The organism is Janthinobacterium sp. SUN128, assembly GCF_030587275.1.
Taxonomy (GTDB): domain Bacteria; phylum Pseudomonadota; class Gammaproteobacteria; order Burkholderiales; family Burkholderiaceae_D; genus Janthinobacterium; species Janthinobacterium lividum.
Genome location: NZ_JAPWHY010000001.1, coordinates 516,001 through 541,924, shown reverse-complemented (window position 1 = coordinate 541,924; position 25,924 = coordinate 516,001). Strand labels below are relative to the sequence as shown.

25 protein-coding genes are annotated in these 25,924 nt (G+C 62.9%); 7 read left to right on the top strand and 18 right to left on the bottom strand.

Annotated features, from left to right (window positions below):
- Positions 1-67: 67 nt before the first annotated feature.
- Positions 68-919 (bottom strand): SDR family oxidoreductase, encoded by an 852-nt coding sequence (locus tag O3297_RS02610; protein ID WP_151094199.1) that lies wholly within the window; start codon positions 917-919, stop codon positions 68-70.
- A gap of 116 nt (positions 920-1,035) precedes the next feature.
- On the opposite strand from O3297_RS02610, the gene O3297_RS02605 reads away from it, so the two are divergent.
- From O3297_RS02605 to phaP, 4 genes are all read left to right on the top strand, one after another.
- Positions 1,036-1,464 carry a helix-turn-helix domain-containing protein gene (locus O3297_RS02605; protein ID WP_034778174.1) on the top strand — a complete coding sequence of 143 codons (429 nt, stop codon included), beginning with the start codon at positions 1,036-1,038 and terminating at the stop codon, positions 1,462-1,464.
- A 91-nt stretch (positions 1,465-1,555) separates the two neighbouring features.
- Positions 1,556-3,808 (top strand): ATP-binding protein, encoded by a 2,253-nt coding sequence (locus O3297_RS02600; protein ID WP_034778171.1) that lies wholly within the window; start codon positions 1,556-1,558, stop codon positions 3,806-3,808.
- A 47-nt stretch (positions 3,809-3,855) separates the two neighbouring features.
- Positions 3,856-4,050, top strand: coding sequence for a hypothetical protein (locus O3297_RS02595; protein ID WP_305047657.1), 195 nt, complete (start codon positions 3,856-3,858; stop codon positions 4,048-4,050).
- A gap of 107 nt (positions 4,051-4,157) precedes the next feature.
- Entirely contained in the window at positions 4,158-4,769 is a 612-nt protein-coding gene (phaP, locus tag O3297_RS02590; protein WP_034778166.1) for a TIGR01841 family phasin, read from the top strand.
- A gap of 122 nt (positions 4,770-4,891) precedes the next feature.
- Here phaP and O3297_RS02585 read toward each other — a convergent pair whose 3' ends face one another.
- Together O3297_RS02585 and O3297_RS02580 are read right to left on the bottom strand one after the other, a co-directional pair.
- Positions 4,892-5,521 carry a metalloregulator ArsR/SmtB family transcription factor gene (locus tag O3297_RS02585; RefSeq protein WP_151094193.1) on the bottom strand — a complete coding sequence of 210 codons (630 nt, stop codon included), beginning with the start codon at positions 5,519-5,521 and terminating at the stop codon, positions 4,892-4,894.
- 8 nt (positions 5,522-5,529) lie between these two features.
- The gene (locus O3297_RS02580) at positions 5,530-6,747 is read right to left on the bottom strand and encodes an MFS transporter (RefSeq protein WP_305047656.1); all 1,218 of its coding nucleotides are present in this window, start codon (positions 6,745-6,747) and stop codon (positions 5,530-5,532) included.
- A gap of 160 nt (positions 6,748-6,907) precedes the next feature.
- On the opposite strand from O3297_RS02580, the gene O3297_RS02575 reads away from it, so the two are divergent.
- From O3297_RS02575 to O3297_RS02565, 3 genes are all read left to right on the top strand, one after another.
- Positions 6,908-7,612 (top strand): SMI1/KNR4 family protein, encoded by a 705-nt coding sequence (locus O3297_RS02575; RefSeq protein WP_305047655.1) that lies wholly within the window; start codon positions 6,908-6,910, stop codon positions 7,610-7,612.
- Between the two features lie 88 nt (positions 7,613-7,700).
- Complete coding sequence (locus O3297_RS02570; RefSeq protein WP_034778156.1) at positions 7,701-9,353, top strand: VRR-NUC domain-containing protein; 1,653 nt, start codon at positions 7,701-7,703, stop codon at positions 9,351-9,353.
- Positions 9,350-11,614 carry an ATP-dependent DNA helicase gene (locus O3297_RS02565; protein WP_305047654.1) on the top strand — a complete coding sequence of 755 codons (2,265 nt, stop codon included), beginning with the start codon at positions 9,350-9,352 and terminating at the stop codon, positions 11,612-11,614. The genes O3297_RS02570 and O3297_RS02565 overlap by 4 nt, the downstream gene beginning before the upstream one ends.
- A 5-nt stretch (positions 11,615-11,619) precedes the next feature.
- Here O3297_RS02565 and O3297_RS02560 read toward each other — a convergent pair whose 3' ends face one another.
- The 15 genes from O3297_RS02560 to pstC form a co-directional block, all read right to left on the bottom strand.
- Positions 11,620-12,048: an XRE family transcriptional regulator gene (locus O3297_RS02560; RefSeq protein ID WP_151094185.1), complete on the bottom strand. Its 429-nt coding sequence runs from the start codon at positions 12,046-12,048 to the stop codon at positions 11,620-11,622.
- Between the two features lie 21 nt (positions 12,049-12,069).
- The gene (locus O3297_RS02555) at positions 12,070-12,471 is read right to left on the bottom strand and encodes a type II toxin-antitoxin system RelE/ParE family toxin (protein ID WP_070254139.1); all 402 of its coding nucleotides are present in this window, start codon (positions 12,469-12,471) and stop codon (positions 12,070-12,072) included.
- A 57-nt stretch (positions 12,472-12,528) separates the two neighbouring features.
- The gene (locus O3297_RS02550; protein WP_305049591.1) at positions 12,529-13,257 is read right to left on the bottom strand and encodes a LytTR family DNA-binding domain-containing protein; all 729 of its coding nucleotides are present in this window, start codon (positions 13,255-13,257) and stop codon (positions 12,529-12,531) included.
- Positions 13,258-13,268: 11 nt separating this feature from the next.
- Positions 13,269-14,345 (bottom strand): sensor histidine kinase, encoded by a 1,077-nt coding sequence (locus tag O3297_RS02545; RefSeq protein ID WP_151094183.1) that lies wholly within the window; start codon positions 14,343-14,345, stop codon positions 13,269-13,271.
- A gap of 6 nt (positions 14,346-14,351) precedes the next feature.
- The gene (locus tag O3297_RS02540) at positions 14,352-15,158 is read right to left on the bottom strand and encodes a LiaI-LiaF-like domain-containing protein (RefSeq protein ID WP_305047653.1); all 807 of its coding nucleotides are present in this window, start codon (positions 15,156-15,158) and stop codon (positions 14,352-14,354) included.
- Positions 15,148-15,531 (bottom strand): LiaI-LiaF-like domain-containing protein, encoded by a 384-nt coding sequence (locus O3297_RS02535; protein ID WP_070254145.1) that lies wholly within the window; start codon positions 15,529-15,531, stop codon positions 15,148-15,150. The genes O3297_RS02540 and O3297_RS02535 overlap by 11 nt, the downstream gene beginning before the upstream one ends.
- Before the next feature lie 384 nt (positions 15,532-15,915).
- Positions 15,916-16,830, bottom strand: a complete 915-nt coding sequence (locus O3297_RS02530) for an NAD-dependent epimerase/dehydratase family protein (protein ID WP_305047652.1) — start codon at positions 16,828-16,830, stop codon at positions 15,916-15,918.
- A gap of 219 nt (positions 16,831-17,049) precedes the next feature.
- On the bottom strand, positions 17,050-18,996 hold the full coding sequence (locus O3297_RS02525; RefSeq protein WP_305047651.1) for a UvrD-helicase domain-containing protein: 1,947 nt from the start codon (positions 18,994-18,996) through the stop codon (positions 17,050-17,052).
- A gap of 33 nt (positions 18,997-19,029) precedes the next feature.
- Positions 19,030-20,226 (bottom strand): selenoneine synthase SenA, encoded by a 1,197-nt coding sequence (gene senA / locus O3297_RS02520; RefSeq protein ID WP_305047650.1) that lies wholly within the window; start codon positions 20,224-20,226, stop codon positions 19,030-19,032.
- A gap of 76 nt (positions 20,227-20,302) precedes the next feature.
- On the bottom strand, positions 20,303-21,619 hold the full coding sequence (phoR, locus tag O3297_RS02515) for a phosphate regulon sensor histidine kinase PhoR (protein ID WP_034778134.1): 1,317 nt from the start codon (positions 21,617-21,619) through the stop codon (positions 20,303-20,305).
- 11 nt (positions 21,620-21,630) lie between these two features.
- Positions 21,631-22,320, bottom strand: coding sequence for a response regulator (locus O3297_RS02510; RefSeq protein ID WP_034755074.1), 690 nt, complete (start codon positions 22,318-22,320; stop codon positions 21,631-21,633).
- 5 nt (positions 22,321-22,325) lie between these two features.
- Positions 22,326-23,036 carry a phosphate signaling complex protein PhoU gene (phoU, locus tag O3297_RS02505; RefSeq protein WP_034778131.1) on the bottom strand — a complete coding sequence of 237 codons (711 nt, stop codon included), beginning with the start codon at positions 23,034-23,036 and terminating at the stop codon, positions 22,326-22,328.
- 47 nt (positions 23,037-23,083) lie between these two features.
- On the bottom strand, positions 23,084-23,866 hold the full coding sequence (gene pstB, locus O3297_RS02500; protein WP_010396817.1) for a phosphate ABC transporter ATP-binding protein PstB: 783 nt from the start codon (positions 23,864-23,866) through the stop codon (positions 23,084-23,086).
- 38 nt (positions 23,867-23,904) lie between these two features.
- Complete coding sequence (gene pstA, locus O3297_RS02495) at positions 23,905-24,792, bottom strand: phosphate ABC transporter permease PstA (protein WP_099387220.1); 888 nt, start codon at positions 24,790-24,792, stop codon at positions 23,905-23,907.
- Positions 24,789-25,760 (bottom strand): phosphate ABC transporter permease subunit PstC, encoded by a 972-nt coding sequence (gene pstC, locus O3297_RS02490; protein WP_225240714.1) that lies wholly within the window; start codon positions 25,758-25,760, stop codon positions 24,789-24,791. The genes pstA and pstC overlap by 4 nt, the downstream gene beginning before the upstream one ends.
- Between the last annotated feature and the right edge of the window lie 164 nt (positions 25,761-25,924).

The following is a 25,924-nucleotide window of genomic DNA, read 5'->3' as shown; positions in this document are numbered from 1 at the left end:
GCCGCAAACTTTCACGAGTTTGCGGCTTTTTTCATTTCAAGATGCCGCGCTGCCGCGGCCCTTTCCCTTATTTGGCCAGCGCCGCCTTCACGGCGTTAAACAGGCTCGTCGTCGGACGGCCAATCAGCGCGCTCAATTGCTTGCCATTGTCTTCCAGGCCCCCCTTGGCCGCGCCCGCATCGGAGTCGGCCAGCAGGTCGGCAAACCCTTCCGGCACACCCACGCTCACCAGCGCCGCCTTGAAGTCCGCCTGCGGCATATCCTTGTACGCAATCGCCTTGCCCGACTGGCGCGCCACTTCGGCCGCGTACTCGGCCAGGGTAAAGCCGTCGTCGCCAGCCAGTTCATAGATGGCTTGCGGCTGGGGCGCCGTCAGCACGGCGGCGGCCGCCGCCGCGTAGTCAAGACGCGCGGCGGACGAGAAGCGGCCGTTTTGCGCCGCGCCCAGCACGACGCCATGCTCGAGCACGGGCGCCAGGTGTTCCGTATGGTTTTCCAGGTACCAGCCGTTGCGCAGGAAAGTGTACGGCAGACCGGATGCGCGGATGGCCGCTTCCGTGATCACGTGCTCGGCGGCCAGGCCCAGCGGCGACGTATCGGCACGCAAGACGCTGGTGTAGGCCAGCAAGGCCACGCCGGCCCGCTTGGCCGCATCGATGACGTTCTGGTGCTGCTGCGCGCGCTGGCCCACTTCGCTCGACGAAATCAGCAGGATCTTCGTTGCACCCTTGAATGCCGCATCGAGACTGGCGCCATCGTTGTAATCGGCCTGGCGCACTTGCACGCCTTGGGCGGCCAGGCCGGCGGCCTTGGCCGGGTTGCGCACGGCGGCGATGATATTGGCTGCGGGGATGGATGTGAGCAGGCTGGCGATGACGTGCTGGCCCAGATTGCCTGTGGCGCCGGTGATGACGATCATGATTTCTCCTTGGTACGTAGGTGGTAAAACCCTATAATAGGACTATTGCTTACTTATTGTAAGTACGTACCTTTTGGTAAGTATGAATGAAATCTACATTTACAGGTCCAACTATCATGTCCACAGACACTCCTGGCGCCAGCCTGCGCACCGCCCTCGCCCGCCAAAACCAGGGGGCGCACCTGCTGGCGGCGGCCTGCCCGTCGCGCGCCGTGCTCAGCCACCTGACCAGCCGCTGGGCCGTGCTGGTGCTGGTACTGCTGCTGAGCGGCACGCGGCGCTTCAGCGAACTGCGCCGCGAAGTGGGCGGCGTGAGCGAAAAAATGCTGGCGCAAACCCTGGAAGCGCTGGCGGGCGACGGTTTCGTGCTGCGCCAGGCGTATCTGGTGATACCGCCCAAGGTGGAATACAGCCTGACGCCGCTGGGACGCGAGGCGGCCGAGCGCCTGGCCGTGCTGGTCGACTGGATCGAGGATAATTACCCGCGCATCGAACAGGCGCGCGCGGCCCTGGAAGCGGCGCCGGCAGCGCAAAAAGCGGCTTGAACAGATTGCTTTTGGTCATCAAGAATTATCGTTTACTCCTACTTGCCTTGATGTAATACTAGGCCCATGAACCGCGTAAGGGCGCGACACCATGAACCAGTTGATTTCCTCCATCACCGACCGGGCCAATGTGCTGCTGGTCAGCAATTCGCCGAATGATGTGCGCGAACTGCTGTATGTGCTGGACCGGCATAACCTGGGCACGGGACTGGCGGGCGATATCGACGAAGGCGTGGAACTGGCGGCCGGCGGCACGGATCTGATCCTGCTCGACGCGGCGCTGGCGGGCACAAATATCGGCGCCACCTGCATGCGCCTGCGCAATGCGGGCGGACGCCACGGCGTGCCCCTGCTGCTGATGTCGGCCACTCCCAGCGCCGAGGAACAGGGCCGCAGCGTGGGCGCCGGCGCCAGCGACTACATCAAGATGCCCTTCAATGCGCGCGACGTGGCGGAAAAAATCCTCATGGAACTGGCGCTGCACAAGGCCGAGGCGCCAGCCGCCCGCCCCTTCGCCGCTCCCGCCACGCCACCGCGCCCCCTGCATCCGCAAACGCTGGAAGTCAATTACCACTCCATCCTGGCCGGTTCGCCCGACGCCGTGCTGCTGTTCGATATCGACAACCGCCTGCTGATCGACGCCAACCACCTGGCCGAAGAACTGTTCGGCATGCCGCTGGCCGAGCTGCTGCAAGGCGGCATGGAGCCCCTGTTCCCCAGGCATCAGAGTGATGGCAGCGCCTCGCCGCAATTGCTGGAAGAAAAGATCCGCGATACCTTGCAAGGCAAGATCGTCGTCTTCCGCGCCAGCTGCTGCCACCGCGACAGCCACCCGATCGCCTGCGAAATCCGCTTGATGCGCCTGTCCGTGCCGGGCCGCCAGCTCGTGCATGCGCGCATCATCGACTTGACCGAACGCAACCTCGCCGAAGCCATGCGCGCGGGCCAGAGCACACTGCTGGAAATGGTCGCCAAGGGTGCGCCCCTGATCCCCACCCTGAACCAGTTGCTGCTGCTGATCGAAGGCCAGTCGCGCGGCGTGCTCTGCTCCATCATGCTGCTCGACGATGACGGCATCCACATGCACAGCGCGGCCGGTCCCAGCCTGCCGCCCGAGTACATGGCCCTGCTCGAAGGCGTGGCCATCGGCCCTGGCGTGGGCTCTTGCGGCACCGCCATGTTCCTGCGCGAACCGGTGGTGGTCACCGACATCATGCGCGATCCGCTGTGGGCGCCCTACCGCGAGCTGGCCGCGCCGTTCGGCCTGCGCGCCTGCTGGTCGCGCCCCATCTTCGGCCAGGATGGCGCCGTGCTCGGCTCGTTCGCCATGTACTACCGCGAAGTGCGCCAGCCCGACGCGCGCGACCTGGAACTGATCGACACGGCGACCGACCTGGCCGGCATCGCCATCGGCCGCATGCGCCACGAACGCGAGCTGCAGCGCCACCGCGCCCACCTGGAAGAGCTGGTGGCCGAACGCACGGCGGCCTTGACGCAGGCCAAGGAACACTCGGAGCAAACGAACCTCGAACTGGCCGCCGCGCTGGAAAACCTGTCCATCACGCAGGAAGAACTGGTGCGCCGCGACAAGCTGGCCGCGCTCGGCGCGCTGGTGGCCGGCATCGCGCATGAACTCAATACGCCGATCGGCAACGGCCTGGTGGTGGCCACCACCATGGCCGAACGCACGCGCGAAATCCAGGCCAGCTTCCTCGACGGCCTGCGCCGCTCCGAACTGGGCGCCTACCTGACCCAGGCCAGCGAGGCGGACGCCATCATGCTGCGCAACCTGCAGCGCGCCGCCGACCTGGTCTCGAGCTTCAAGCAGATCGCCGTCGACCGCGCCAGTTCGCAGCGCCGCCACTTCCTGCTGCGCCAGTTCGTCGCCGAACTGATGCTGCCCATGTCCACGCCGCTCAAGGCCGCCGGCCTGAGCCTGACGCAGGACGTGCCGGACGGCCTGGCCATGGACAGCTATCCGGGCCCGCTGGGCCAGGTGCTGAGCAACCTGCTGGAAAATTGCCTGCGCCATGCCTTCGAGGGCCGCAGCGGCGGCAACATCGCCATCACGGCGCGCGGCAGCGACGATGGGCAGACGATCACCCTGTCCATCGCCGACACGGGCGTGGGCATCGCCGCCGACGACCTGGCGCACGTCTACGACCCCTTCTTCACCACCAAGCTCGGTTCCGGCGGCTCTGGCCTGGGCCTGCATGTGGCGCACAACATCGTCACGGGCGTGCTGGGCGGCCATATCGACGCCACCAGCAACACCGGCGCCGGCAGCGGCACCACCTTCACCCTGCAGCTGCCCGCCACGGCGCCGCAATCGCCCGCTCCCTGAACGGCAGGCGCGCTACAATGCCGGCAGGCTTTTCTTTCGGAGCAACTATGAAATACCTGATCGCCACGGCCCTGCTGGCCGCCTGCGCGTCGGCCTCGGCCGGCCCTGCCCCCTGGTACAAATGGCGCAGCAAGATCGACGGCACCCTGTCGTGCGCCCAATCGACCCTGGGATTTGGCTGGGAACTGGCCTCGGGACCGTACAAAGATAGCCGTTGCGAAAAACCGGCGCTTGTTAAATAATGGGGCCATGACCACACGGGGCACCGGCTTGAGATCAAGCGATGGCATTGCGGCGTCGAAAGAGTATGGAACGATAAGAACGTATCTATTCAAACCGAGGAGACCACATGTTTACGAATCCCGAACAATTCGCATCGGCCACCAAGGCCCTGTTTGAATTCCAGCTGATGACCTTCAACACCCTCACCTCCAAGGCCGTGCAAGGCGTGGAACAGGTATTGGCGCTGAACATGGCCACCGCCAAGTCCGGCATCGAGGATGGCCTTGCCGCCAGCAAGGAAATCAGCCAGGCCAAGGATCCGAAGGCCGCCATGGCCGCCGCCGCCGCCCAGCTGCAACCGGGCGTGGCCGGCGCAAAAGCGTATAAACAGCAACTCGACGACATCATCAAGGAAATCCACACGGAATTCACCACGGCCGCCGAAGCCCACGTGGCTGAAGCGAAAAGCAATCTGAGCGCCCTGATCTACGACGTCACGAAAAACGTGCCGCCAGGCTCGGAAAATGCTGTCGCCATCGTCAAGGCCGCCATCGACAACGCCTTCCTCGGCTACGAGCAGGTGACCAAGGCCACGAAACAGGCCGTGAAGACCGTGGAAGAGCAGATCGCCAAGGCCAGCGCGCAAGTGGCGCAGGCAACGGAAAAGGCGACGAGCGGCGCCACCGCCGCGGCTGAAAAGGCAGCGCCTGCCGCCAAGCCGAAGGCTGCCAAAAAGTAAGTGATGTAGGTCGGATTAGCGCGGCAAGGCCGCGCGTAATCCGACGCATTGTTGGCCCCAATGGTGATGTCGGGTTACACGCGCAACGCTAACCCGACCTGCAACTATCGGGGCCTGACTCCTCAGACCCCGATAGGTATGATCCGGTACACGCAGCGCCTCCCCCCCTCCAGCAGATATTCGCTGCGCTCCACCGTGCAATCGCCCCCCAGTACCCGCTGAAAGATGGCCAGCTCCGAGCGGCAGAAATTCTGGCATGCCGTGGCGGCCGCGCAAATCGGACAATGGTTTTCCACCAGCAAGACACTGCCATCGTCCTGCGGTTCCGCATGGGCCATGTACCCCTCGCCATCGCGCGCCCGCGCCAGGCTGTCCACTCGTTGCGCCAGCGCAAGCTGCGGGTCGACCAGCTTGCCGTAAGCGGCTTCGCTGCTGCGCTCGCGCGCGCCGATCAGTTTATCCAGGCCCTCGTCGCCGAACAGGCTTTTCACCTGCGCTATCAATTCCAGGGTCAGGTCGGCATGGCGGTCAGGAAAGCGCGCATGGCCCTCCCGCGTCAGCGTCCAGCGCCGCGACGGGCGCCCCACCTTGTCGTCGGCCACGTCCTCGAAAGCCACCAGGCCACGTTCCAGCGCCGCTTCCAGCTGGCGCCGCGCGCCCATGGACGTGATATCGAGCAAGGCCGCCAGCTGCTGCGCCGTCTGCGGCCCGCGCATCTTCAGCAGGAACAGGATCTGCTCCGACGTATTCATGCTCGCGCTCATGCCACGGCTTGCGTGTCGCCCACGCCGGCCAGCTGGCGGCGCCAGACCGCCATGCGCCACGCGGCCCAGGCGGCGGACAAGGCGCCCGCGACGAGGATCAGCCGCGTGTCGATCAGGGTCAGCACGGAGCCGCTGAGGGCCACGACGATGTTGGCGATGCAAAAGGTGGTGGCCAGCAAGCCCATCACGGCGCCCTGCCCGTGCGCGCTGAAGCGTTCGGCGCACCAGCCCTGGATCACCGTGTTGTACAAGGCATTCGGAATGCCGAACAGCACGATGGCAGCGATGCCCACCCAGATATTACCCAGTGCCAAGATTCCTACGGCCAGCGCCACACCGCAGGCATACCAGCTGGCCCGCAGCAGCGGCGCATGGCGGCTGGGCCCGCCCGCCAGCAAGGACGTGACCGTCATCGTGCCGCACAGGCCCACATTCACCCAGGCAATCTCCTGTGCATGGTAATTGGCCGTTTCGACCAGCCACAGCGGATAGAACTCGTAGAAGCTGGCCACGCCGCACGTCAGCGCCAGCTGCACGATGAACAGGGTGCGCAGCTCCTCATGGCGCAGCAGGTTCAGCGAATGGCGGTCGCGCGCCACTTGCCACCACGACGTCGTCAGCAACGACGGCGTTTCGCGCGGCAAGCCCACGGCCACCAGCACGGCGACGAGCATCAGGGCGGTGGCGGCGATCCAGAACGGCACCGTCACGCCCCAATGCAGGGTCGCACCCGCCAGGATCGGGCCCACCAGCCACCCCAGGTAAAACGCGCCGTTCAGCCACGACATGGCACGCAGGCGCAGCGGTCCCGTCAACTGGTCGGCCAGCATGGCGCGCGCCACGGCGCCGTTTCCCTCCAGCAAACCGGTGATGAAACGGGCGACGATGAACAGCGGGTAGGACTGGATCACCAGCGCCCAGGCCGTGATGGCATGGCCGATGGCGGCGCCCACGGCCGTGCGCATCAGCAAGGGGCGGCGGCCATAGCGGTCGGAAAGCGGCCCCAGCAAGGCCGAACCGATCAGCAATCCCAGCGGGTTGATGGTCAGCGCCAGGCCGAACAGCAATTTGGACGGCAAGCCGAGAAAATTATTGAAGGCATTCGGCGCTTCGGCCGCAAACAGGGGCGGCAGGATCGGATACGGCAGCGAGGCGCCGATGGTCGACAGCAGCGCCAGCAAACAGGCGGCGGAAATCAGGATGATGTTTTTCATGCGGGCTCGATGGATATTGTCTGGCAAGACTACGTGAGCACGCCACATAAGTAAACTAAAATGTTTATTAATTATGCCAGGCGTTGCCGCCATGGCGTGAACCGTGCGCGCCATCGCCTCGGCTATCATTGCCCCATGACTCACGTTTAACAGGGCAAACATGACACTGTCAGAAATTGAACAGCAACACGGCTTCACCTACCCTTCACTGTACCGGCAGCTGGAAAGCGACGGCATGCTGGCCGTGGGTGAATATGGCCCCGACTGGTACAAGCTGGTCTATCCCACGTTGACGGACCGCCCCACCCTGCTGCTGCATGCGGACGATTTCGAATTGCTCAACATCCAGGCCGTTGCCGCGGAAGTGGAAAGCTTGCTGGACGCGGACGATTACCGGCAGATCGATCCCGCCTTCCAGTTCATCCCGTTCGCGCAAACGGGCGCGGGCGACCACTACTGCTTTTTCGCGTCTGGCCAGCACGATGGCGAGATGCCCATCGTGCTGCTATGGCACGACCAGAATGAAGCCCAGTACCTGGCGAAGAACCTGCAGGACTTCCTGTTTCACATGTTGTTAAACAGCATGGCCGACCAGGATACGTACAACGACGTCGGCGACGAGGAATTCAAGGATCAACTGGCAAAAACCCTGGGCACCCACGCGCGCTACCTGACGGCGCGGCAAGCCGAGGTGCTGCAAACGCTGCTGGCCAGGGACATCATCGATTACGAGGTGGCGCTGCCGAAGGGGCGCACGGAAACGCACCGGGGCTTGCTGAGCAATATCGAACTGGCCAGCCTGCGCGCCGAACTGATTCCCTACGAAAAGTTCGACAGCTGTTTTGCCTACAGCGGGGCTGACTGAACATAAAATCGCTGGGCAAGCGGCGGCTGAAGGTTTAAACTGTATATAAACACAGTAAAACCAATCACCTTGCCCTATTGCCATTCCCATGTTGAGAGTCCTGGAAAATCCCCTGTACTATCTGGATAATTTCCAGGACGTGCTGAACTGGATCAGCGCGCGCTACGCCGATCTGCTGAGTGCTGAAGAAACGCAGTTCATCGCCGCATTCGGCGCACTGCCGCAGCCGTCGCGCGCCCTGTTCGTGCGCCTCGTCATGCGCAAGGGCTGTCTATTTCGCGCCAGCAAGCTCAATTACCCGGAAATCGGCGACACGCGCGCGGCCGCCCTGCCCCTGCTGGAGACAGGCTGGGTCGAGGCCGATCCCGTCATTGCGCTCGATGAACTGTTCGACTTGCTGCTGAAAGCGGAAATCGCCCAGGCCTTCCGCCTCGACGCGCCCCTGAAGGCGGCGCGCAAGGCGGAACAACTGGACGCCTTGCGCGTACTGCATGCGGAAAGTCAACCGTTCTCCGCCTGGCATCCGGCCTGCACCGACGTGCTGTACCGCATCGGACTTCAAACGCTGTGCGACCGCCTGCGCCTGATTTACTTTGGCAACTATCACCAGGACTGGTCGGAATTCGTGCTGTCCGACCTCGGTGTGTATCAATATGAAAAAGTGGAATTCTCGCCACAGTCGAGGGGCTTTCGCACGCGCCAGGATATCGAGCACTATGAAGTGCTGCACCAGTGCCGCGAACGCTACAACGACAGCGCGCCAGCCGACGAGGTGCTGCAGGAACTGGCTGCGCTGCCATTACCCGAAGACAATACCTGGCTGGCCAGCCGCCGCGACAAGCTGCGCTTCCAGATAGCCCAGCACCTGGAGAAATGCCAGGACTGGCCGGCCGCCTACCGCGCCTATGCCGATTGCCGCTATCCGGGTGCGCGTGGCCGCGCCATCCGCGTCCTAGAAAAAGATGAACAGCCGCAAGCGGCCTACGAACGCCTGCTGATCGCCCTGGCCGCGCCGGAAAGCGAAGCGGAACAGCAATTGCTGCTGCGCATGGCCCCCCGTTTGCGGCGCAAGCTGGGCCATGCGAAGCAGGCGGCCAATGCAGCAGCAGCCGTGGAGCGCATCGACCTGCGGCTGCCCTGCCCGGAACAAGCGTGCTACGTGGAAGGAGTGGTGCAGCAACACCTGATGCAGGACGGCGCGCCCGTGTATTACGTGGAAAACACCCTGATCAACTCGCTGTTCGGCCTGCTGTGCTGGCCCGCCATCTTCAAGGCCATGCCGGGCGCCTTCTTCCACCCGTTCCACCGTGGTCCAGCCGACTTGCACAGCGCCGATTTTTACCTGCGCCGCAGCAGCGACTTTGCCGCCTGCCTGGCGCAGCTGGACGACGGCAGTTACCAGGCCACCATCCGCGCCACGCTGGCCGCCAAGCACGGCATCGTCTCGCCCTTCGTCAGCTGGGACGTGCTGGACGACGGCTTGCTGGACCTGGCGCTGGCCTGCATTCCGGCAGCGCATCTGAAGAAGGCGTTCGAGCGCATCTTGCTCGACATCAAAAGCAACCGCAGCGGCTTTCCCGACCTGATCCAGTTCTGGCCGGCCGAACAGCGCTACCGCATGATCGAAGTCAAGGGTCCGGGCGACCGCCTGCAAGACAACCAGCTGCGCTGGATCGCATATTGCGCCGAGCACGCCATGCCCGTCAGCGTGTGCTACCTGCAGTGGCAGGTGGCCGCATGAGCGCGAGGAGGTACACGATCGCCGTGCGCGCCCTGTGCGAATTCACGGCCAAGGTGGGCGACCTGGACTTGCGTTTCACACCCTCGCCCACGGCGCAGGAAGGCATGGCCGGGCACGCCACCGTGACGAGCCGGCGCGACGACGATTACCAGCGCGAAATCAGCCTGTCCGGCGACTTTGGGCCTTTGCACGTGCGGGGCCGCGCCGATGGCTACGACCCGGCGCGCCGCCAGCTGGAAGAAATCAAGACCTACCGGGGCGAGCTCGACAAGATGCCTGCCAACCACCGCCAGCTGCACTGGGCGCAGGCGCGCATCTACGGCCATCTGCTGTGCCAGCAACTGAACCTGCCCATGCTGCGCGTGGCGCTCGTGTATTTCGATATCGTGAGCCAGAAGGAAACCATCATGCACGAGGAATGCACGGCCGAGGCGCTGCGTCTGTTCTTCGAACAGCATTGCGCCCTCTTCTTCGACTGGGCCGAGCAGGAAATGGCGCACCGCGCCAGCCGCGACGCGCAGCTGACCAGCATGGCGTTTCCCCATGCGGACTTTCGCCCGGGCCAGCGCCAGCTGGCCGAGGCCATGTACAAGGCCAGCAGCCGTGGCTGCGGCTTGCTGGCGCAGGCGCCGACCGGTATCGGCAAGACGGTGGGCAGCCTGTTTCCCATGTTGAAGGCGACGGCCGCGCATGGCCTGGATAAACTGTTTTTCCTGGCCGCCAAGGTGCCGGGGCGGCAAATGGCGCTCGACGCCTGCGCCATCCTGAAAGATAGCGCGCCCCTGCTGCCGCTGCGCGTGCTGGAGCTGAGCGCCAAGAGCAGCGCCTGCGAACATCCGGACAAAGCCTGTCACGGCGAATCATGTCCGCTGGCAAAAGGTTTTTACGACCGCCTGCCGCTGGCGCGTGAGGTCGCGCTGGCCAGCGGCTTGATCCTCGACAAGGAAGCCGTGCGCGCCATCGCCTTGCAGCAGGGTATTTGCCCCTACTACCTGGGCATGGAGCTGGCACGCTGGAGCGACGTCGTCATCGGCGACTACAATTATTACTTCGACCTCAGCGCCATGCTGTACGGCATGACTTTGGCCCACGACTGGAAAGTCAATGTGCTGGTCGACGAAGCGCACAATATGGTGTCGCGCGCGCGCAGCATGTATTCGGCCGAGCTGGCGCAGATCGACCTGAAAATCCTGCGCAAGTTCGCGCCCGACGCCTTGAAAAAGCCGCTGGACCGCCTCTCGCGCCAGTGGACGGCCTTGTTGAAGGAGCAGGATGGCGACTACCACGTGCATGCGGCCTTGCCGGACAAATTCTTTGGCGCCCTGCAAGGCGTGGCCACGGCCATCGGCGACTACCTGGCCGACCACGCGGCGGCGCTGGACGAGGACTTGCAGCGCTTTTATTTCGACGTGCTGCTGATCAACCGCCTGGCGGAGAGCTTTGGCGAGCATTCGCTGTTCGACGTCAGCAAGACGGACACGGGTACCACTGTCTGCATCCGCAATATCGTTCCCGCACCGTTTCTCAAGGAGCGCTTCGCGGCGAGCCACAGCACGGCCCTGTTTTCCGCCACCCTGAGTCCGTGGAATTACTACAGCGACACCCTGGGCATGCCAACCGACACGGCCTGGGTCGACGTGGAATCGCCGTTCCAGGCGGAACAACTGTCCGTGCGCGTGGCCGACACCATTTCCACGCGCTACCAGCACCGCGCCGCCTCGCTGCTGCCCATCGCCCAGCTGATGGCACGCCAGTATGCGGAAACGCCAGGCAACTACCTGGCCTTCTTCAGCAGTTTTGATTACATGGAAAAGACGGCCCAGCTATTCGCCCAGCATTACCCGGACGTGCCCATCTGGCAGCAGCCGCGCCGCATGGATGACGGGGCGCGTGCGCAATTTCTGGGCCGCTTCGGCCTGGATACGCGCGGCATCGGCTTTGCCGTGCTCGGCGGCGCCTTCGGCGAAGGCATCGACTTACCGGGCGCGCGCCTGATCGGCGCCTTCATCGCCACCCTCGGTTTGCCGCAGATCAATCCCGTCAACGAACAGATCCGCCAGCGCATGGGCGACATCTTTGGCGCCGGCTACGACTATACATATCTGTACCCCGGCATGCAAAAGGTGGTGCAGGCGGCCGGCCGGGTGATCCGCACGCAGTCGGACAAGGGGGTCGTCTACCTGATCGACGACCGTTTTTCCCGGCCGGAAATCCGCCAGCTGCTACCCACGTGGTGGGATGTGCAACTGGCCGGTGAATAATCTCTTCAGGTATTGCCAGCCCGCTTGCGCGACACGCCGGCTTTCCGTTTTCCTGGAGGGGTCGCAGACGCAGGAAGTCCGCTGTCATCGACATCGGCATCAACTTCCTGGCTGCGCAGAAAGTTCTGCAGTTCGATACGAACGCCGTTTTGCGCAACGACCGATAGTTCCAATGTCATGCCCAGCGATTGCAGAAACCGGCGCAAGGTCGATACATAGGTATCGGTACGCTTTTCCAGTTGCGAAACGGCATGCTGTTGAATTCCGAGTTCCCTGGCAACCTCCGCCTGGGTCTTGCCCACTGCCTTGCGGAAATCCGTCAGCGTGGCGGCGTGCGCTATCATTTCTTGCATCTTTTCCTGGGACAAAGCCGCAATTTTTGCCTGCCGCTCGGCCGGCAAACTGTGGATGACGTCGTTCAGATTTCTTCCCATGGCAAACTCCTGTTCCTAAAATCACCTGCTGCCTTTGTCCTGCCTTGCTTTCGCCGCATCCAGTTTTTTGAGGTGTTGCTCGTAGCGTGCATTGGCCTTGGATAACAAATCCCTGTAAAACCTGGCCTCATCGACACCCTGCTTGGCTGCCGCAACCAGAATGACCGCCTCTCGCCTCGTATCGAAAGCAAAGACCGCGCGCCACACCTCTGCCCCGTTGTTGGCCTTGAACCGCAGCTCTTTCATGTTCGGGTGTTCAGGATTCTTCAACGTCCCGACATGAGGCCGTCCGGCAGCCGGACCCAGCTTCGATAGCGCATCGGCACTCGCCAGCAATTCATCCTGAACATCTATCGGCAAAGCATCGAATTCCGCGTCGAAATCATCGTGAAACGTGATCGACCATGTCCTCGGCGCATTCACAATCACCTCCAGATGATATCATGCTTAAATGATTAAGTATCTCCGCCACAAAACATGCTAGCCCACCAGTAACCTGAGTTTCTGATACCCCGCCTTGCTCACGGGTATCCTCGTATCGTCGCGCAGGATGGCCACATGGCTGTCCTTGGTGGCCGCCTCGATGCGGCGGATACCGTCGATATTGAGCAGGTACGACCTGTGCACGCGCAGGAACTTGGCGGGATCGAGCTGGGTTTCCAGCTCCGACAGCCGCTGGCTTTTCAGGTAGGATTTGCCTTCGGAACGGATGCTGATGTAGTCATCCTGCGCCTCGATGTAGTCGATGCGCGCGCTGGCGATCACGTGGACCTTGGCGCCGTCGCGTATCAGCACGCGGTCCAGCGGGGCGGCCCGCGTGGCCGCCTCGCGCGCCAGCGTCAGCACCGTCTCGGGCGTGCTGCGGTTGGCGCGCGCATGGGCCAGCGCCTGGTCGAAGCGCTGTTCGCTGAACGGCTTCAGCAGATAGTCCAGGGCGTGGCATTCGAACGCTTTCAAGGCGTACTGGTCGTAGGCCGTGACAAAGATCAGCTTTGTCTTCGCGCCGATCAGTTCCGCCACTTCGAAGCCGTCCAGGCGCGGCATCTGGATGTCGAGAAACACCAGTTCCGGTTCCAGGTCCGCGATGGTCTTGACTGCTTCGAAGCCGTTGGCGCACTCGGCGACGATGTCGATATCGTCATGGCGTGCCAGGTATTCTCGCAACACGCTGCGCGCCAGCAATTCATCATCGACGATGGCCACCCGCATTCTTGCCTGCATCATGCTTCCTCCGTGTCGCCGGTCTGCGCCGGCATGGAAATCATCACTTCGAAATGGCCATCGCGCCGGCCCCAGTACACGCTGGCCTCGTGGCCATACGCGCCGGCCAGGCGCTGGCGCACATTCTCCAGGCCAACGCCATTGCCGCGCTCTGGCCCTTGATCCGCATCAACCGGGTTGCGCACGGCGATCTGCAACAGGCTGCCCATGCGCCTGGCCTCGATGGCGATCAGGCCGCCCTCCGTCAAGCCGCAGATACCATGCTTGACGGCATTTTCCACCAGCGGCTGTATCAGCATGGGGGGCAGCAGACACGCCAGCGCGGCGGCATCGATGGCTTCCGCCACTTGCAGGCGTTCGCCGAAGCGCACTTGCTCGATGGCCAGGAAATGGCGGATCAGCACCAGTTCCTGTTCCACGGTAATGTGCTTGTGCGCTTCCAGGCTCAGGCTCTGGCGAAAGAAGCTGGCCAGCTGCACCGTCATCTGGCGCGCGCCCGCCGCATTGATAGACGTCAAGGCGCTGATGGAGTTCAGGCTGTTGAACAGGAAATGCGGGTCGATCTGCGTGCGCAGCATGCGCAATTGCGCTTCCTGCGCCGTCAGTTGCGCTTCGAGTCCCCGCTGCTCGGCCATCCTGGCGCGCACGAATTCCAGCAAGAGATAATGCACGGCGGCAGCCAGGCAATACAGCAGCACGCCCAGGCCGAAGAACAGGGCCAGCAGCGATTGCGTCAGGTTCACGCCCAGCCAGCGCAGCTCCAGCAACAGGCTGACGCTGTTCAAAAATTGCAGCAAGGTGGCCCACAGCAAGCCCGCGAACAGGGCCGCCACCCCCATCACGCCGGCGATGGCGAGCGGATGGCGCGCATGCAAGGGATAGGCGCGGCACAGGTAAAACGCGGAAAAGCCCGAACCGATCGCATACACGAGCGTGGCGGGCACCACCAGCACGACGGCATTGAGCCAGGGCGCGTGGGCCACCCTGGCCAGGATAAAGGCCAGGGCCAGGCCCAGCGCGATGCAGACCAGGAAAACCACCACGGCGCCGCGCCGCTTCGACAGGGGCCCCGACATGCGCGCCTAGTTGCGGATTTCCAGGCCGCCCATGATGGCGTAGCCCGTCACGTACAGGCGCTTCGCCTGGTTCGGCGGCACGATGGTCTTTTCTTCGAAGCCGCCGAGGATGGGCGTGCCCTGCAGCACGACGCTCCAGTCAGGCGGAATCTTGATGGTGACGCCGCCGCACAGGGCAAATACGTTGAGCACGGCTTCGCCTTCGATCGACGCCTGACGCAAGTCGATCTCGCAGCCGGCCATGATGACATTGATATCGCCGCCCTTGAAGCGCTGCGACGACACGCGCCTCACATAGCCGCCGAGGATGGCCGTCACTTCGATAATGCTGTCATCGTCCGCCGGCCCGCTGGCGCCGGGCGCCGCAGTGGCATCCTTGTCGAGCGACACGGCGCCATTCCGCGCCTGGCCGAACGAGTCAGGCGCCGCGGTACCGTCTTGCTGCGCGGCAAAGCGCCGGCGGCGCTGGCGCTGCTGCGCGCCGGGCAGGGACTTCGACACCACGGCCACGCCCAGGCCGATGATCAGCAAGGGCCACAGCAAGTCCCAGTTCATGTAGAAGATGCCCATGTGCTTGAGGGTCCAGGCCACGCCCAGCAGCACCAGCATGCCGCCCACCAGATAGCCGTTCGCGCTGCGGCTTTGCGACAGTTTCAGCAGGCCAAACACGATCAGCGCCGTGGGCCAGAAGCGGAAGGTGTAGCGCACATTGATGAAACCGAGGTTATCGAGCAGGAACAGCAGCCCCAGGCCGATGACGATGACGCCCAGCACGATCTGCGATGGCGAGTGCAGCGGCGGTTTATTTTTCATGCTCGGACTCCCGGTAGGCAATAAAATGTTTGTTCAACAGCGGCTCCAGCACGAGACCCACGCCCCAGGCGATCAGCAAGGCGGGCCAGCTGTTATAAAAACTCAGGTTCCACAGTTCTTCATACGACACATACCACCAGGCGGCGAAAAAGATCAGCCACAGGCCGCTCAGCACCTGTTTGGCGGACACGGGCGTGAGCAGCTTGTTCAAGCCGAAGACGACCAGTATCACCGGCCAATAATGCCATAGTGAATAATAATCGTGGAGATAGATCACATCGAGCCGGTCCAGCAGGATGATGGCACCGATGGCGATCAGCAGCACGCCCCACAGCAGCTGGGTACGGCGGCAATAAGCTGGTTCAGGTTTCACGGTCACCCCTTGAAGTTGGTTGATCGTAAAGATACGCGGATTTCGGCGATGGGAAAACACCGCTTCGGCGAATGGCGGACAGGTGGCGGTGAATGGCGTAGCGGCGGAAACAACAGGCAAAAAAAAAGACCGGCTAGGCCGGCCTTGAAGGGGTTCGCAGTACACACCGCGACCTGGAGTTGCAGTGCACAGCCGCGTGGCACAGGGCGCCAACGCGAACAGAAATCTGGTGCCGATCCTTGAGGCGACCGGCTGACCTGCTGGAAGATCGAACATGCCGCCAACTTCACGGCAGTGCGTCTCAACCAAGCAGAGCCATCATACTCCCGATCGCCATACAGCACCGTTCGCTAGCGCACACTGATGGGGTTTTGCTGAGCTACATCAAACAGTGATGGCGTGCGGCGGATGGAGCATGTCGTTCTTGATCCATGCCAGCACGGACGGGCCCTGCGGCTGCCAGCCCAGCAGCTTGCGCGCCCGCTCGCCGCGCACGCGGCTGTTGGAGCCGAGGCCGTAGGAAGCCATCTCATAGCCCCATTCGGCTATCGCCTCGGGCAGCGGCCAATCCTGCGCGGGCCCCAGGTCCAGCGCCTCGGCGATGGCGGCCGTCATGTCGCGGAAAGCTGCTTCGCCCGATTCGACAAAGTAAAACGTGCCGGCCGGCGACTTTTCCAGCGCCAGCAAATACAGGCTGACGACATCGTCGATATGCACGTTGGACCAGATGTTGCGGCCCGGCCCCACGTGGCGCACGATGCCGCTCTTGCGCGCCTGTTTCAGCAGGCGCGGCAACTGCACGCTGTCGCGCGGCAAGGCGCCGTGGCCGTAGATCAGGGTGTTGCACAACACGCTGGCGCGCACGCCCTGGCTTGCGCTGGCCAGTATCAGGTCATCGATGGCGACGCGGGCCGCCTTGTCTGCCGTCGGCGCCGGCAGCTTGTCTTCGTAATAGATCTGTTCCGTGCCTTCGCCGCCCGACGCGTCGCCCACGATGGACGAGCCGCTTGTATGCAGGAACACTTTGTTCGTGCCGGCCAGCGCTTCGAGGATCGCTTCGACGGCGGCGCGGTGGTCGCTGCTGGCCGCATTGATGACGGCATCGGCCGCCTTCGCCTGCTCGATGAGCAATGCGCGATCGTTCAAGGTGCCGACGATACCGTGCACGCCGATGCTGGCCAGCTCTGCCACCTGCTCGGGTTTGCGCACGAGGCCCGTCACCTGATGGCCGGCGCGCACGAGGCCCGCCGCGATGGAACTGCCGATAAAACCCGCTGCGCCTGTCAAAAACACTTTCATGCCGTGGACGCCAAACAAAACCTACTGCGCGTCGCGCTTTGCGGCCTGCGATGCTCACCGTGCTCTAGCACGGTTGCGCTTCTTAGCCACAAATCATCGCCGCTCGCTACGGTTTTGTTAGGCGTCGTTCCTCCTTTGTAAGTTCAGATCGATTGTGATCAGTCCGACAAAGTATGCGCCGTTTCCGCCTTCGCAAAAAGCAGCCACACAGCAAAAGATCTATGACTTCGGCGCAACAATCTTCTGCTTGAGCTGCAGGGCGGCGATGTAGCGGCTCTGATAGGCGGGGTCTTCCGGCGTCAGCAGGGTGAGCCTGTCGCGCGCGCGGGTGGCGGCCACATAGAAGCGGTTTTCCTCTTCCAGCGGGTCGGTCTTGCTGCGCGGGAATTCGTCGACGGCCAGGTAGGGCAAGATGACGTGGTTGTATTCGAGGCCCTTGATCTGATCGATGCAGGCGATGACGAGTTTGGCCTTGCCGGTCGAGACCGTCACGGCTTCTTCCATCTCGCCCAGCCAGCCGGCAAAGCCACCCAGCGCCACGCCCGCTTCGCGGCACACGGCAATAAAACCGTGCAGGGAACGGGCGACGACCCGCGCCTGGGCCGGGTCGACGTAGATGCGGCGCGCCGTCTGTTCCAGCTGCATCAGGCCAAAGATGTGCTGCAGCGCGTCGCCCGCCAGGGCGTCGGGGGGCAGCGCGCGCAGGTAATCGACGGCGGCCAGAGTCAGGGCCGCCTTGTCCTGGTTGTGCGACTTGGCCAGCTGGTTCGTCAGGAAGCCTTCCAGCAAGTCGGGATAGTTGGCCACATCGGCCTTGGCTTGCTGGAGCTCACCGCGTGTAAAAGGGATTTCCGCGAACGCCACCAGGGCTTCCAAGATCTCGCCGCGGCGCGGGCCGCTCTTGATCGTATGTAAATCCTTGCGGGCGATGGCGACCATGCCGCGCAGCATCAGCACTTCCAGGCTCAGCAGATAGCTGTTCATGTCCACCAGGCCATACGCGATGCCGCTCTGGAACAGCGCCGTTTCCACGCGGATGGCCTGGTCGCGGTCGCGCAGCAAAATGGCCGTCGTGCCCGCATGCGCGTGTTCGAGCACGGCGATCAGCTGGGCACTACAGGCCTGCGGCTGCGCATGCTCGTATTGCAGCACTTCGATGTGCGTGGCGCGCGACAGGGCCGACACGCTGGCCTTGTTTTTCAGCACGCCCACGGCGTGTGCCAATTGCGGGCCGTAGCGGTAGGACGCCGTCAACGGCAGGCGCTGCAAGGTGGGGAATTCCTGCTCGAAGCGCTGGCGCAGGAAGCGGTGGTCGGCGCCCGACCACGTATAGATGACTTGATCCTTGTCGCCGGCGCCGCAGAAAAACGCGTTACCGCGGCGTATCAGCATGGTCAGCAGGCGGAACGACGCTTCGTTCAGATCGTGCAATTCATCGGCCACGATGATCTGGAAGGCCGGCAATTGCTGGCGCAGCGGCTCATCGCCGTCGAGCATGCGCACGAGGTCGTAGGTGGCGTCGAATGGCGCGCGGAACTGGATGTCGCCCGTGTCGGCGCCGCGCAAGCCTTCATATTCGCGCAGCCACAGATAATGCGTGCGCGACATGCCCAGCATTTCCAGATTGTCGTCCAGGGAATTGCTCTCGAAGTCAGGATTTTGAAAATCCAGGCGCGCCTTGGTGCGCAACTGCAATTTCAAGAATTCGGCGATCGCCCCGTTCGTCGTATTGATTTCCAGCGGGTAGCGGTGGGCGTATTTCTCCGACACGACTTCCAGCGCTTCCCAGGCCACCGGGCGCAACTCTTCATCGCTGCGCATGGATGCCACCTGCATGTTTTCCAGCTGCCGCAGCACCTTGGCGGCAAAGGCATCGAAAGTGTCGACGGTCAGGCGCTTGACGACGCCCAGCGGCACACCCACTTCCAGCAGGCGCTGGCGCAGGGCCACGCGCGCCGCCTCCGTGAACACGAGGGCCAGCATGCGCTCGGGCGCGCGGCCCCGGTGCAGCGCTTCGGCCAGACGCAGGGCCAGGGTCGTCGTCTTGGCCGCGCCGGCATTGGCGTCGATCAGCACCACTTTCTTTTGCGCCGTCTGGATGGCGACCTGCTCCGGCGTAGGCGTGATGCGTTTGGGAATGAACTGCGGGGCGTTATCTGTACTCAAGGGTATCCTGAAATGATGTCTGTTCTCGGCGCGCTACCAGGCGCAGGTGCGCAGGCCGGCAAAGATGTCGCCCCGTTCGGGCGCGTGGAAGGCGCGCATGCGGGCCGAATGCAGCCGCGGCGGCGTGGCGAAGGCGGCGCCGCGCAGCACCTGGTGCTGCATGAAATATGGCGCGGAATATTCGCGCCAGGCATCCACCGCAAAGCCCGGATACGGCTCGAACGGCGTCGCCGTCCACTCCCACACCTGGCCCCAATGGAAACGTGGATGGCCGGACAGCGCAGCATACTCCCATTCCGCCTCGGTCGCCAGGCGGCGCCCCGCCCAGGCGCAATACGCCTGCGCCTCATACAGGTTGATGTGGCGCACGGCTTCGTTCGGCGGCAAGGTCGTGCGCTGGCCGAAACGCATGGTGCGCCACTGCGTTGCTTCGCGCAGCCAGTACAGGGGCGACGAGCGCTCCTGCTGCATCAGCCAGGCGCTGCCGGCCGCGCTCCAGAACTGGCGGTTCTGGTAGCCGCCATCGGCGACAAAATCGGCAAACTGGGCGTTGGATACGGCGCAGGCATCGATGGAAAACGGCGCCACGTAGCAACTATAGGGCGGCGATTCATTGTCGAAGGCAAACCCGGCGCCGCGCGGCGAGCCCAGCTCAATGGTGCCGCCTGGAAAAGCGATCTCGCCCGCCCCCGGCGGCAGGGCCGGGCTGGCAGCCAGGGATTCCGGTGCTTCCAGGCCCATCCATTGCAAGCCGGCCAGCATTTCCTCGCCGCACAAGTCTTCATGCGCCAGCGCCAGCCGGTACGGCGCCAGGGCGCTGTCGACATTGGCTTCGCGCGAGAGTTTATCCAAGACCCTGTCGAGCACCTCGTGGCAATACGTTTTCACGGCGCCCGGGCTGGGCAGTTCCAGCTTCCAGCGCGCGCGATGCGCTACCATGTTGGCGTCGAACAAGTCGTCGCCGCGCGTCAGCAGGGAGTTATAAATGGCGTCGGCCGGATGGCTGGAAGCGGCTTCGCGCAGGATGAACCACTCGGCAAACCAGGCGATGTGCGCAAGTTGCCACAAGGGTGGCGTGAGGCGCGGATGCCGGGGCAAGCCGGCCACCACGTCCAGTCCGGCCGTGACGTAACAATCGAACAGGGAAAGAGTATCCTGGCGCGCGGCCTGCAGCGACTGGGCCAGTTGTTGCGCGCCGGCGTGGCGAAAAGAGGCGTTGATTAAAGTCATGGCCTGATTGTAACGACTTATGCCATCCTTGCACTAGTCGCACGGGTAACGGGGAGGGATGCTTCCCTCCCCCAGCCTACTTGACCAGCAACTCGCCCTGCAGCGGCGTGACGACGGATTTGGGCATGCTGACGATAAAGCTGCTGCCCTTGTCGGCCACGGACTGGATGGCCAAGGTGCCGCCATGGCGCAGCAGCACGTGCTTGACGATGGCCAGGCCCAGGCCCGTGCCCTGGGTTTCGCGCGAACGGCTCTTGTCGACGCGGTAGAAACGTTCCGTCAGACGCGAGATATGTTCCTGGCTGATGCCGATGCCCGTATCTTGCGCGATGAATTGCGGTCCGGCCGGGCCATCCTGCCAGCGCAGGGTGATGGTGCCGCCGGCCGGCGTGTAGCGCACGGCATTCGACGCCAGATTGCCGAACGCGCTGTACAGCTCGTCGTAGCTGCCCAGCACGTCGGGACCGTTGCATTCCATGGTCACTTCATGCTTGCCCGCCGACAAGCCCTTGGCGTCGCGCAAGACTTGCTGCATGAGCTTTTTGATATCCACGGGCTCGGGGCGCAGCGGGTAATCGACCGATTCCAGGCGCGACAGGGTCAGCATGTCTTCGATCAGATGCTGCATGCGGTGGCCCTGCTCCGTCATCAGCTTGAGGTGGGCGGCGCGCGTGGCGGCGTCAAGGTCCAGCTCGGCGGAAGCGATTTCCAGGAAACCCACGATGACCGTCAGCGGTGTGCGCAGTTCGTGCGACGCGTTGGCGATGAAGTCGCGGCGCATCATTTCGATGCGTTCCGTCTCCGTCACGTCGTGCGTGACGAGGATCTGGCGGCGGTTTTCAAACGGAATGATCTGCACGATCAGCTTGCGGTTGCGGAAGGTGATCGTCAGCGGCTGGTCGTAGCGGCCCAGGATGATGTAATCCATGAACTCCGGACTGCGGATCAGGTTCGTCACGCGCATGCCCTTGTCGCGCTCGTGCGTGAGGCCCAGGTGCTTCTCGGCGGCCGGGTTGCACCATTCGAGGAACAGCACGTCATCCATGATGACGACGCCGTCCGGCAACAGGTGCATGGCCTGGCGGAAACGCGCCAGCCATTCCGTCAGCTCGGCCTGGTTTTTCTCGTCGTCGCGGCGCATGCGGTACAGGCGCGCGAAGATGCTGGTCCAGGCGCCCCAGCCGTCGGGCAGCTTGGCGCTTTGCGGATTGTCCAGCCAATTACTCAGCTGGAACAGATACGACAGCTGCACGAACACCATCATGGCCATCAGCACGAAGGCGATGCCCAGCGCATACGTGGCGCCAAACAGATACCAGACGACGGCTACGCCCAGCAGCGCCAGCACCATGCGCAAGGCGGCCGGTACCCAGAACAGCAATTTCGGATTCATAGAGGCCAGCTTTACTTTTCAGACAACATGTAGCCGACGCTGCGCACCGTCTTGATCAGGCTTTCCGCCTCCTTCAAGGCTTTGCGCAAGCGCAATACGTGGACATCGACCGTGCGTTCCTCGATCACCACATGGTCGCCCCACACCTTGTCGAGCAGCTGGCTGCGCGAAAACACGCGCTCCGGATGGGCCAGCAGGAATTTCAGCAGCTTGTATTCGGCATGGCCGATATCGATCTTCTGTTCATCCATCATCACCGTGCAGCTGACGGGGTCCAGTGCCACGTTGCCGGCGCGCATGGGCGCCTGCGCGTGTTCCGGGCTCTTGCGTCGCAACAGCGCCTTGGCGCGGGCCAGCAGCTCGCGCGGCGAGAACGGCTTGGTGACGTAATCGTCGGCCCCGCTGTTCAAGCCGGCCAGCTTGTCTTCTTCCATGCTCTTGGCGGTGAGCATGATGACGGGGATGGCGGCGAAATTGCGGTCGGCGCGGATGCGCGACAGCAGGCGCAAGCCCGTCTGGTCCGGCAGCATCCAGTCCAGCAGGATCAGATGCGGCGTGCGGTGCTGGATGAATTCCCAGGCATCGGCGACATTTTGTACAGAACAGCAATTCCAGCCGGATTCGCGCAGCGAATAGGTCACCAGTTCAACGATGGCCGGCTCATCTTCAACAATCAATACCGTGGTTTTATCAGATGCCATAAAGCTTACTCAGGGAGCTCCTCGGAAATGGCGGGAGCAGCCACCTTGGTGTGGCGGATGTCCTTGCCTTCAACCACGTAAATCACGTATTCGGCGATGTTTTTCGCATGGTCGCCGATCCGTTCGATGGCCTTGGCCACCCACAGGGTATCGAGCGCCGCCGAAATCGTGCGCGGGTCTTCCATCATAAAGGTGATCAAGTTGCGCATGATAGACCGAAACTCATGGTCGATGATGGCATCTTGCGCAATTAATTGTAAAGCCTGCTTGCCATCGTTGCGCGCGAATGCGTCCAGCGCGTCGTGCAGCATGTCGGTGGCCGTGTTGGCGATGCCGCGCACCATCTCGTAATGGTTGACGACGCCGTTGCCGCGCTTGTGCAGATTCTTCGCCACGCGGGCGATTTTCGTCGCTTCGTCGCCTACTCGCTCAAGGTCGGTAATCACCTTGATGGTGGCCATGATGGTGCGCAAATCGTTGGCGGCCGGCTGGCGGCGCACGATCAGGTGGCTGCAGGCGTCGTCCAGCGACACTTCCAGCTGGTTGACGACGTCGTCTTCGCGCATCACGCGGTCGGCCCGCTCCGGATTGCCGATGCGAAAGCACGTCATCGCGTCGAGGAACTGGGTTTCAACGATGCCGCCCATCAGGAGCACTTTCGAGCGGATCGCTTCGAGTTCGTTGTCGTATTGCTTGGATGAATGTTCGCCTATCATGCTGTCTCTCCGTATTCAGTTGTCTTGTAGTCGCTATGCGGGATGGATCAGCCGAAGCGGCCCGTGATGTAATCCTGCGTTTCCTTGCGGGCCGGATTCATGAAGATCTGGTCCGTTTCGCCGAATTCCACCAGCTCGCCCAGGTACATATAGGCCGTGTAGTCGGAGCAGCGCGCCGCCTGCTGCATATTGTGCGTCACGATGGCGATCGTGTAATCCTGTTTCAGTTCGCTGATCAGCTCTTCCACTTTCGAGGTCGAGATCGGGTCCAGCGCCGAGGTCGGCTCATCGAGCAGCAAGACGTCCGGTTTCACGGCCACGCCGCGCGCGATGCACAAACGCTGCTGCTGGCCGCCCGACAGCGACAGGCCGCTCTTGCTCAGCTTATCCTTGACTTCGCCCCACAGCGCAGCCTTTTTCAGGGCCCACTCGACGCGCTCGTCCATCTCGCCCTTCGACAGGTCTTCATACAGGCGCACGCCAAAGGCGATGTTGTCGTACACGGACATGGGGAACGGCGTCGGCTTCTGGAACACCATGCCGACCTTGGCGCGCAGCATGTTGACGTCCTGGTCGGCGTCGAGCACGTTGCGGCCGCGGTACAGGATCGAGCCTTCCGCGCGCTGGCCCGGATACAGGTCGTACATGCGGTTCAGGGTGCGCAGCAGGGTCGACTTGCCGCAACCGGACGGGCCGATGAAAGCCGTGACCTTCTTTTCGTGGATGTCCAGGTTGACGTTATGCAAGCTTTGCGTTTTGCCGTAAAAAAAGTTCAGGCCCGAAATCTCGATGGTCTTTTTCTTTGGTGCCAGGTCTTGTGCTGGATTCATTTGCGTATTCATATGGGTTCGCTTCGCTCGGTATCTGTTTAATTAGGGACTTTTTGGCTGAACACGGTGCGCGACAGGATATTCAGGGCCAGCACGCTGAAGGTGATCAGCAGTGCGCCGCCCCATGCCAGCGAACGCCAGTTGTCGTAAGGGCTCATCGCAAACGATGCGATGACGGACGGCAAGTTGGCCATCGGCGCATTCATGTTGAAGCTTTGGAACTGGTTATTCAGGGCCGTGAACAGCAGCGGCGCCGTTTCGCCGGCGATGCGGGCCAATGCCAGCAGCACGCCGGTGATGACGCCGGCCTTGACGGCGCGCAAGCGCACCAGGGTAGCGACCTTCCAGCGCGGCGCGCCGAGGGCAAACGCGGCTTCCAGCAGGCTGTTCGGCACCAGACGCAGCATATTGTCCGTCGTGCGCACGACCACCGGCACGGCGATCAGGGACAGCGCGATGGCGCCCGCATAGCCGGAAAAGTGTTTGACGTGGGCCACATACAGCGCATACACGAACAGGCCGATGACGATCGATGGCGCCGACAGCATGATGTCCGTCACAAAACGCGTCACTTGCGCCAGCTTGTTTTCTTCGCCGTATTCGGCCAGGTAGATGCCGGCCAGGATGCCGATCGGGGTGCTGACCACGGTGGCCAGGCCCACCATCAGGGCGCTGCCGACGATGGCATTGATCAGGCCGCCGCCTTCGCTGCCGGGAGCCGGCGTCGTTTGCGTGAACAGGTCGACGGACAAGGCGCCGAAACCCTTGATCACCAGGGTGAACAGGATCCACACGAGCACGGCCAGGCCCAGGGCCATGGCGGCCACCGACAGGGCGATGCCGATGCGGTGCATCAACAGGCGCTTGCGGTAGACAGGGTTCATGGCCGGCTTGACCGGAACGTCGAGAGTGCTTACTTGGCTCATTTCGTGCCTTCCTTGCGGGACATGCCAGCCAGCATCAGCTTGGCGGCGGATAAGACGATAAAGGTGATGACAAACAGGATCAGGGCCAGCGAGAACAGCGAGGCCACGTGCAGTTCGGATTGCGCTTCGCCGAATTCATTGGCCAGCAAGGAGGTGATGCTGTTACCGGCGGCAAACAGCGACCACGACAATTTATTCGCGTTGCCGATGACGAAGGTGACGGCCATGGTCTCGCCCAGTGCGCGGCCCAGGCCCAGCATGACGCCGCCGACGACGCCGGTCTTGGTGTATGGCAAGACGATCTTGCGTACGACTTCCCAGCGCGTGCAGCCCAGGCCGTATGCGGATTCCTTCAGCACGGCAGGGACGATCTCGAACACGTCGCGCATCACGGAAGCGATGAAGGGGATGATCATGATGGCCAGCACCAGGCCGGCCGTCAGCAAGCCGATGCCCATCATGGGACCGCTGAACAGCTGGCCGATGACGGGCACGTTGCCGAGGGTGGCTTTCAGGATAGGCTGGACGTGGTCGGCAAACAGGGGCGCAAACACGAACAGGCCCCAGATGCCGTAGATGATCGATGGCACGCCGGCCAGCAATTCGACAGCCGTGCCCAGCGGGCGGCGCAGCCAGGCCGGGCAGATTTCCGTGAGGAACAGGGCAATGCCGAAGCTGACGGGAAACGCGATCAGCAAGGCGATAACCGAGGTCACCAGGGTGCCGATGATGGGGATCAGGGCGCCGTACTGGTCATTGACGGGGTCCCATTCCGCAGACACGATGAAATGCAGGCCGAAGGTCTTGAAGGCCGGTATCGATTCCATGATCAGCGAAATGATGATGCCGACCAGGACGATCAGCACCGACAGGGCGAACAGCATCGTCACCTTGTGGAACATGAAATCCTGGAAGCGCTGCTTGCGCATGGTGGAAAGCATTTGCGCGTGACTGATGGAATCGGTCATGGTGCCGCCTGGCATGGGGATCGTGGAGGAGGTAGATTGTGCGCTCATATTGTGCCAGATGTGGGTGGTACTGCCGGTGTCGCTATTTTGAACTCTTGTTTTATTGTTGCTTCTTTAGCCAGGACCGTCTGCAAGGGCTTGCGGGCGGTCCTGGCTAACTCCCT

What these genes read in the sequence shown, in the direction of transcription:
- O3297_RS02610 (WP_151094199.1), bottom strand. Translation starts at nt 919, where the DNA reads ATGATCGTCATCACCGGCGCCACAGGCAATCTGGGCCAGCACGTCATC.
- O3297_RS02605 (WP_034778174.1), top strand. Translation starts at nt 1,036, where the DNA reads ATGTCCACAGACACTCCTGGCGCCAGCCTGCGCACCGCCCTCGCCCGC.
- O3297_RS02600 (WP_034778171.1), top strand. Translation starts at nt 1,556, where the DNA reads ATGAACCAGTTGATTTCCTCCATCACCGACCGGGCCAATGTGCTGCTG.
- O3297_RS02595 (WP_305047657.1), top strand. Translation starts at nt 3,856, where the DNA reads ATGAAATACCTGATCGCCACGGCCCTGCTGGCCGCCTGCGCGTCGGCC.
- phaP (WP_034778166.1), top strand. Translation starts at nt 4,158, where the DNA reads ATGTTTACGAATCCCGAACAATTCGCATCGGCCACCAAGGCCCTGTTT.
- O3297_RS02585 (WP_151094193.1), bottom strand. Translation starts at nt 5,521, where the DNA reads ATGAATACGTCGGAGCAGATCCTGTTCCTGCTGAAGATGCGCGGGCCG.
- O3297_RS02580 (WP_305047656.1), bottom strand. Translation starts at nt 6,747, where the DNA reads ATGAAAAACATCATCCTGATTTCCGCCGCCTGTTTGCTGGCGCTGCTG.
- O3297_RS02575 (WP_305047655.1), top strand. Translation starts at nt 6,908, where the DNA reads ATGACACTGTCAGAAATTGAACAGCAACACGGCTTCACCTACCCTTCA.
- O3297_RS02570 (WP_034778156.1), top strand. Translation starts at nt 7,701, where the DNA reads ATGTTGAGAGTCCTGGAAAATCCCCTGTACTATCTGGATAATTTCCAG.
- O3297_RS02565 (WP_305047654.1), top strand. Translation starts at nt 9,350, where the DNA reads ATGAGCGCGAGGAGGTACACGATCGCCGTGCGCGCCCTGTGCGAATTC.
- O3297_RS02560 (WP_151094185.1), bottom strand. Translation starts at nt 12,048, where the DNA reads ATGGGAAGAAATCTGAACGACGTCATCCACAGTTTGCCGGCCGAGCGG.
- O3297_RS02550 (WP_305049591.1), bottom strand. Translation starts at nt 13,257, where the DNA reads ATGCGGGTGGCCATCGTCGATGATGAATTGCTGGCGCGCAGCGTGTTG.
- O3297_RS02545 (WP_151094183.1), bottom strand. Translation starts at nt 14,345, where the DNA reads ATGTCGGGGCCCCTGTCGAAGCGGCGCGGCGCCGTGGTGGTTTTCCTG.
- O3297_RS02540 (WP_305047653.1), bottom strand. Translation starts at nt 15,158, where the DNA reads ATGAAAAATAAACCGCCGCTGCACTCGCCATCGCAGATCGTGCTGGGC.
- O3297_RS02530 (WP_305047652.1), bottom strand. Translation starts at nt 16,830, where the DNA reads ATGAAAGTGTTTTTGACAGGCGCAGCGGGTTTTATCGGCAGTTCCATC.
- senA (WP_305047650.1), bottom strand. Translation starts at nt 20,226, where the DNA reads ATGACTTTAATCAACGCCTCTTTTCGCCACGCCGGCGCGCAACAACTG.
- phoR (WP_034778134.1), bottom strand. Translation starts at nt 21,619, where the DNA reads ATGAATCCGAAATTGCTGTTCTGGGTACCGGCCGCCTTGCGCATGGTG.
- O3297_RS02510 (WP_034755074.1), bottom strand. Translation starts at nt 22,320, where the DNA reads ATGGCATCTGATAAAACCACGGTATTGATTGTTGAAGATGAGCCGGCC.
- phoU (WP_034778131.1), bottom strand. Translation starts at nt 23,036, where the DNA reads ATGATAGGCGAACATTCATCCAAGCAATACGACAACGAACTCGAAGCG.
- pstB (WP_010396817.1), bottom strand. Translation starts at nt 23,866, where the DNA reads ATGAATCCAGCACAAGACCTGGCACCAAAGAAAAAGACCATCGAGATT.
- pstA (WP_099387220.1), bottom strand. Translation starts at nt 24,792, where the DNA reads ATGAGCCAAGTAAGCACTCTCGACGTTCCGGTCAAGCCGGCCATGAAC.
- pstC (WP_225240714.1), bottom strand. Translation starts at nt 25,760, where the DNA reads ATGACCGATTCCATCAGTCACGCGCAAATGCTTTCCACCATGCGCAAG.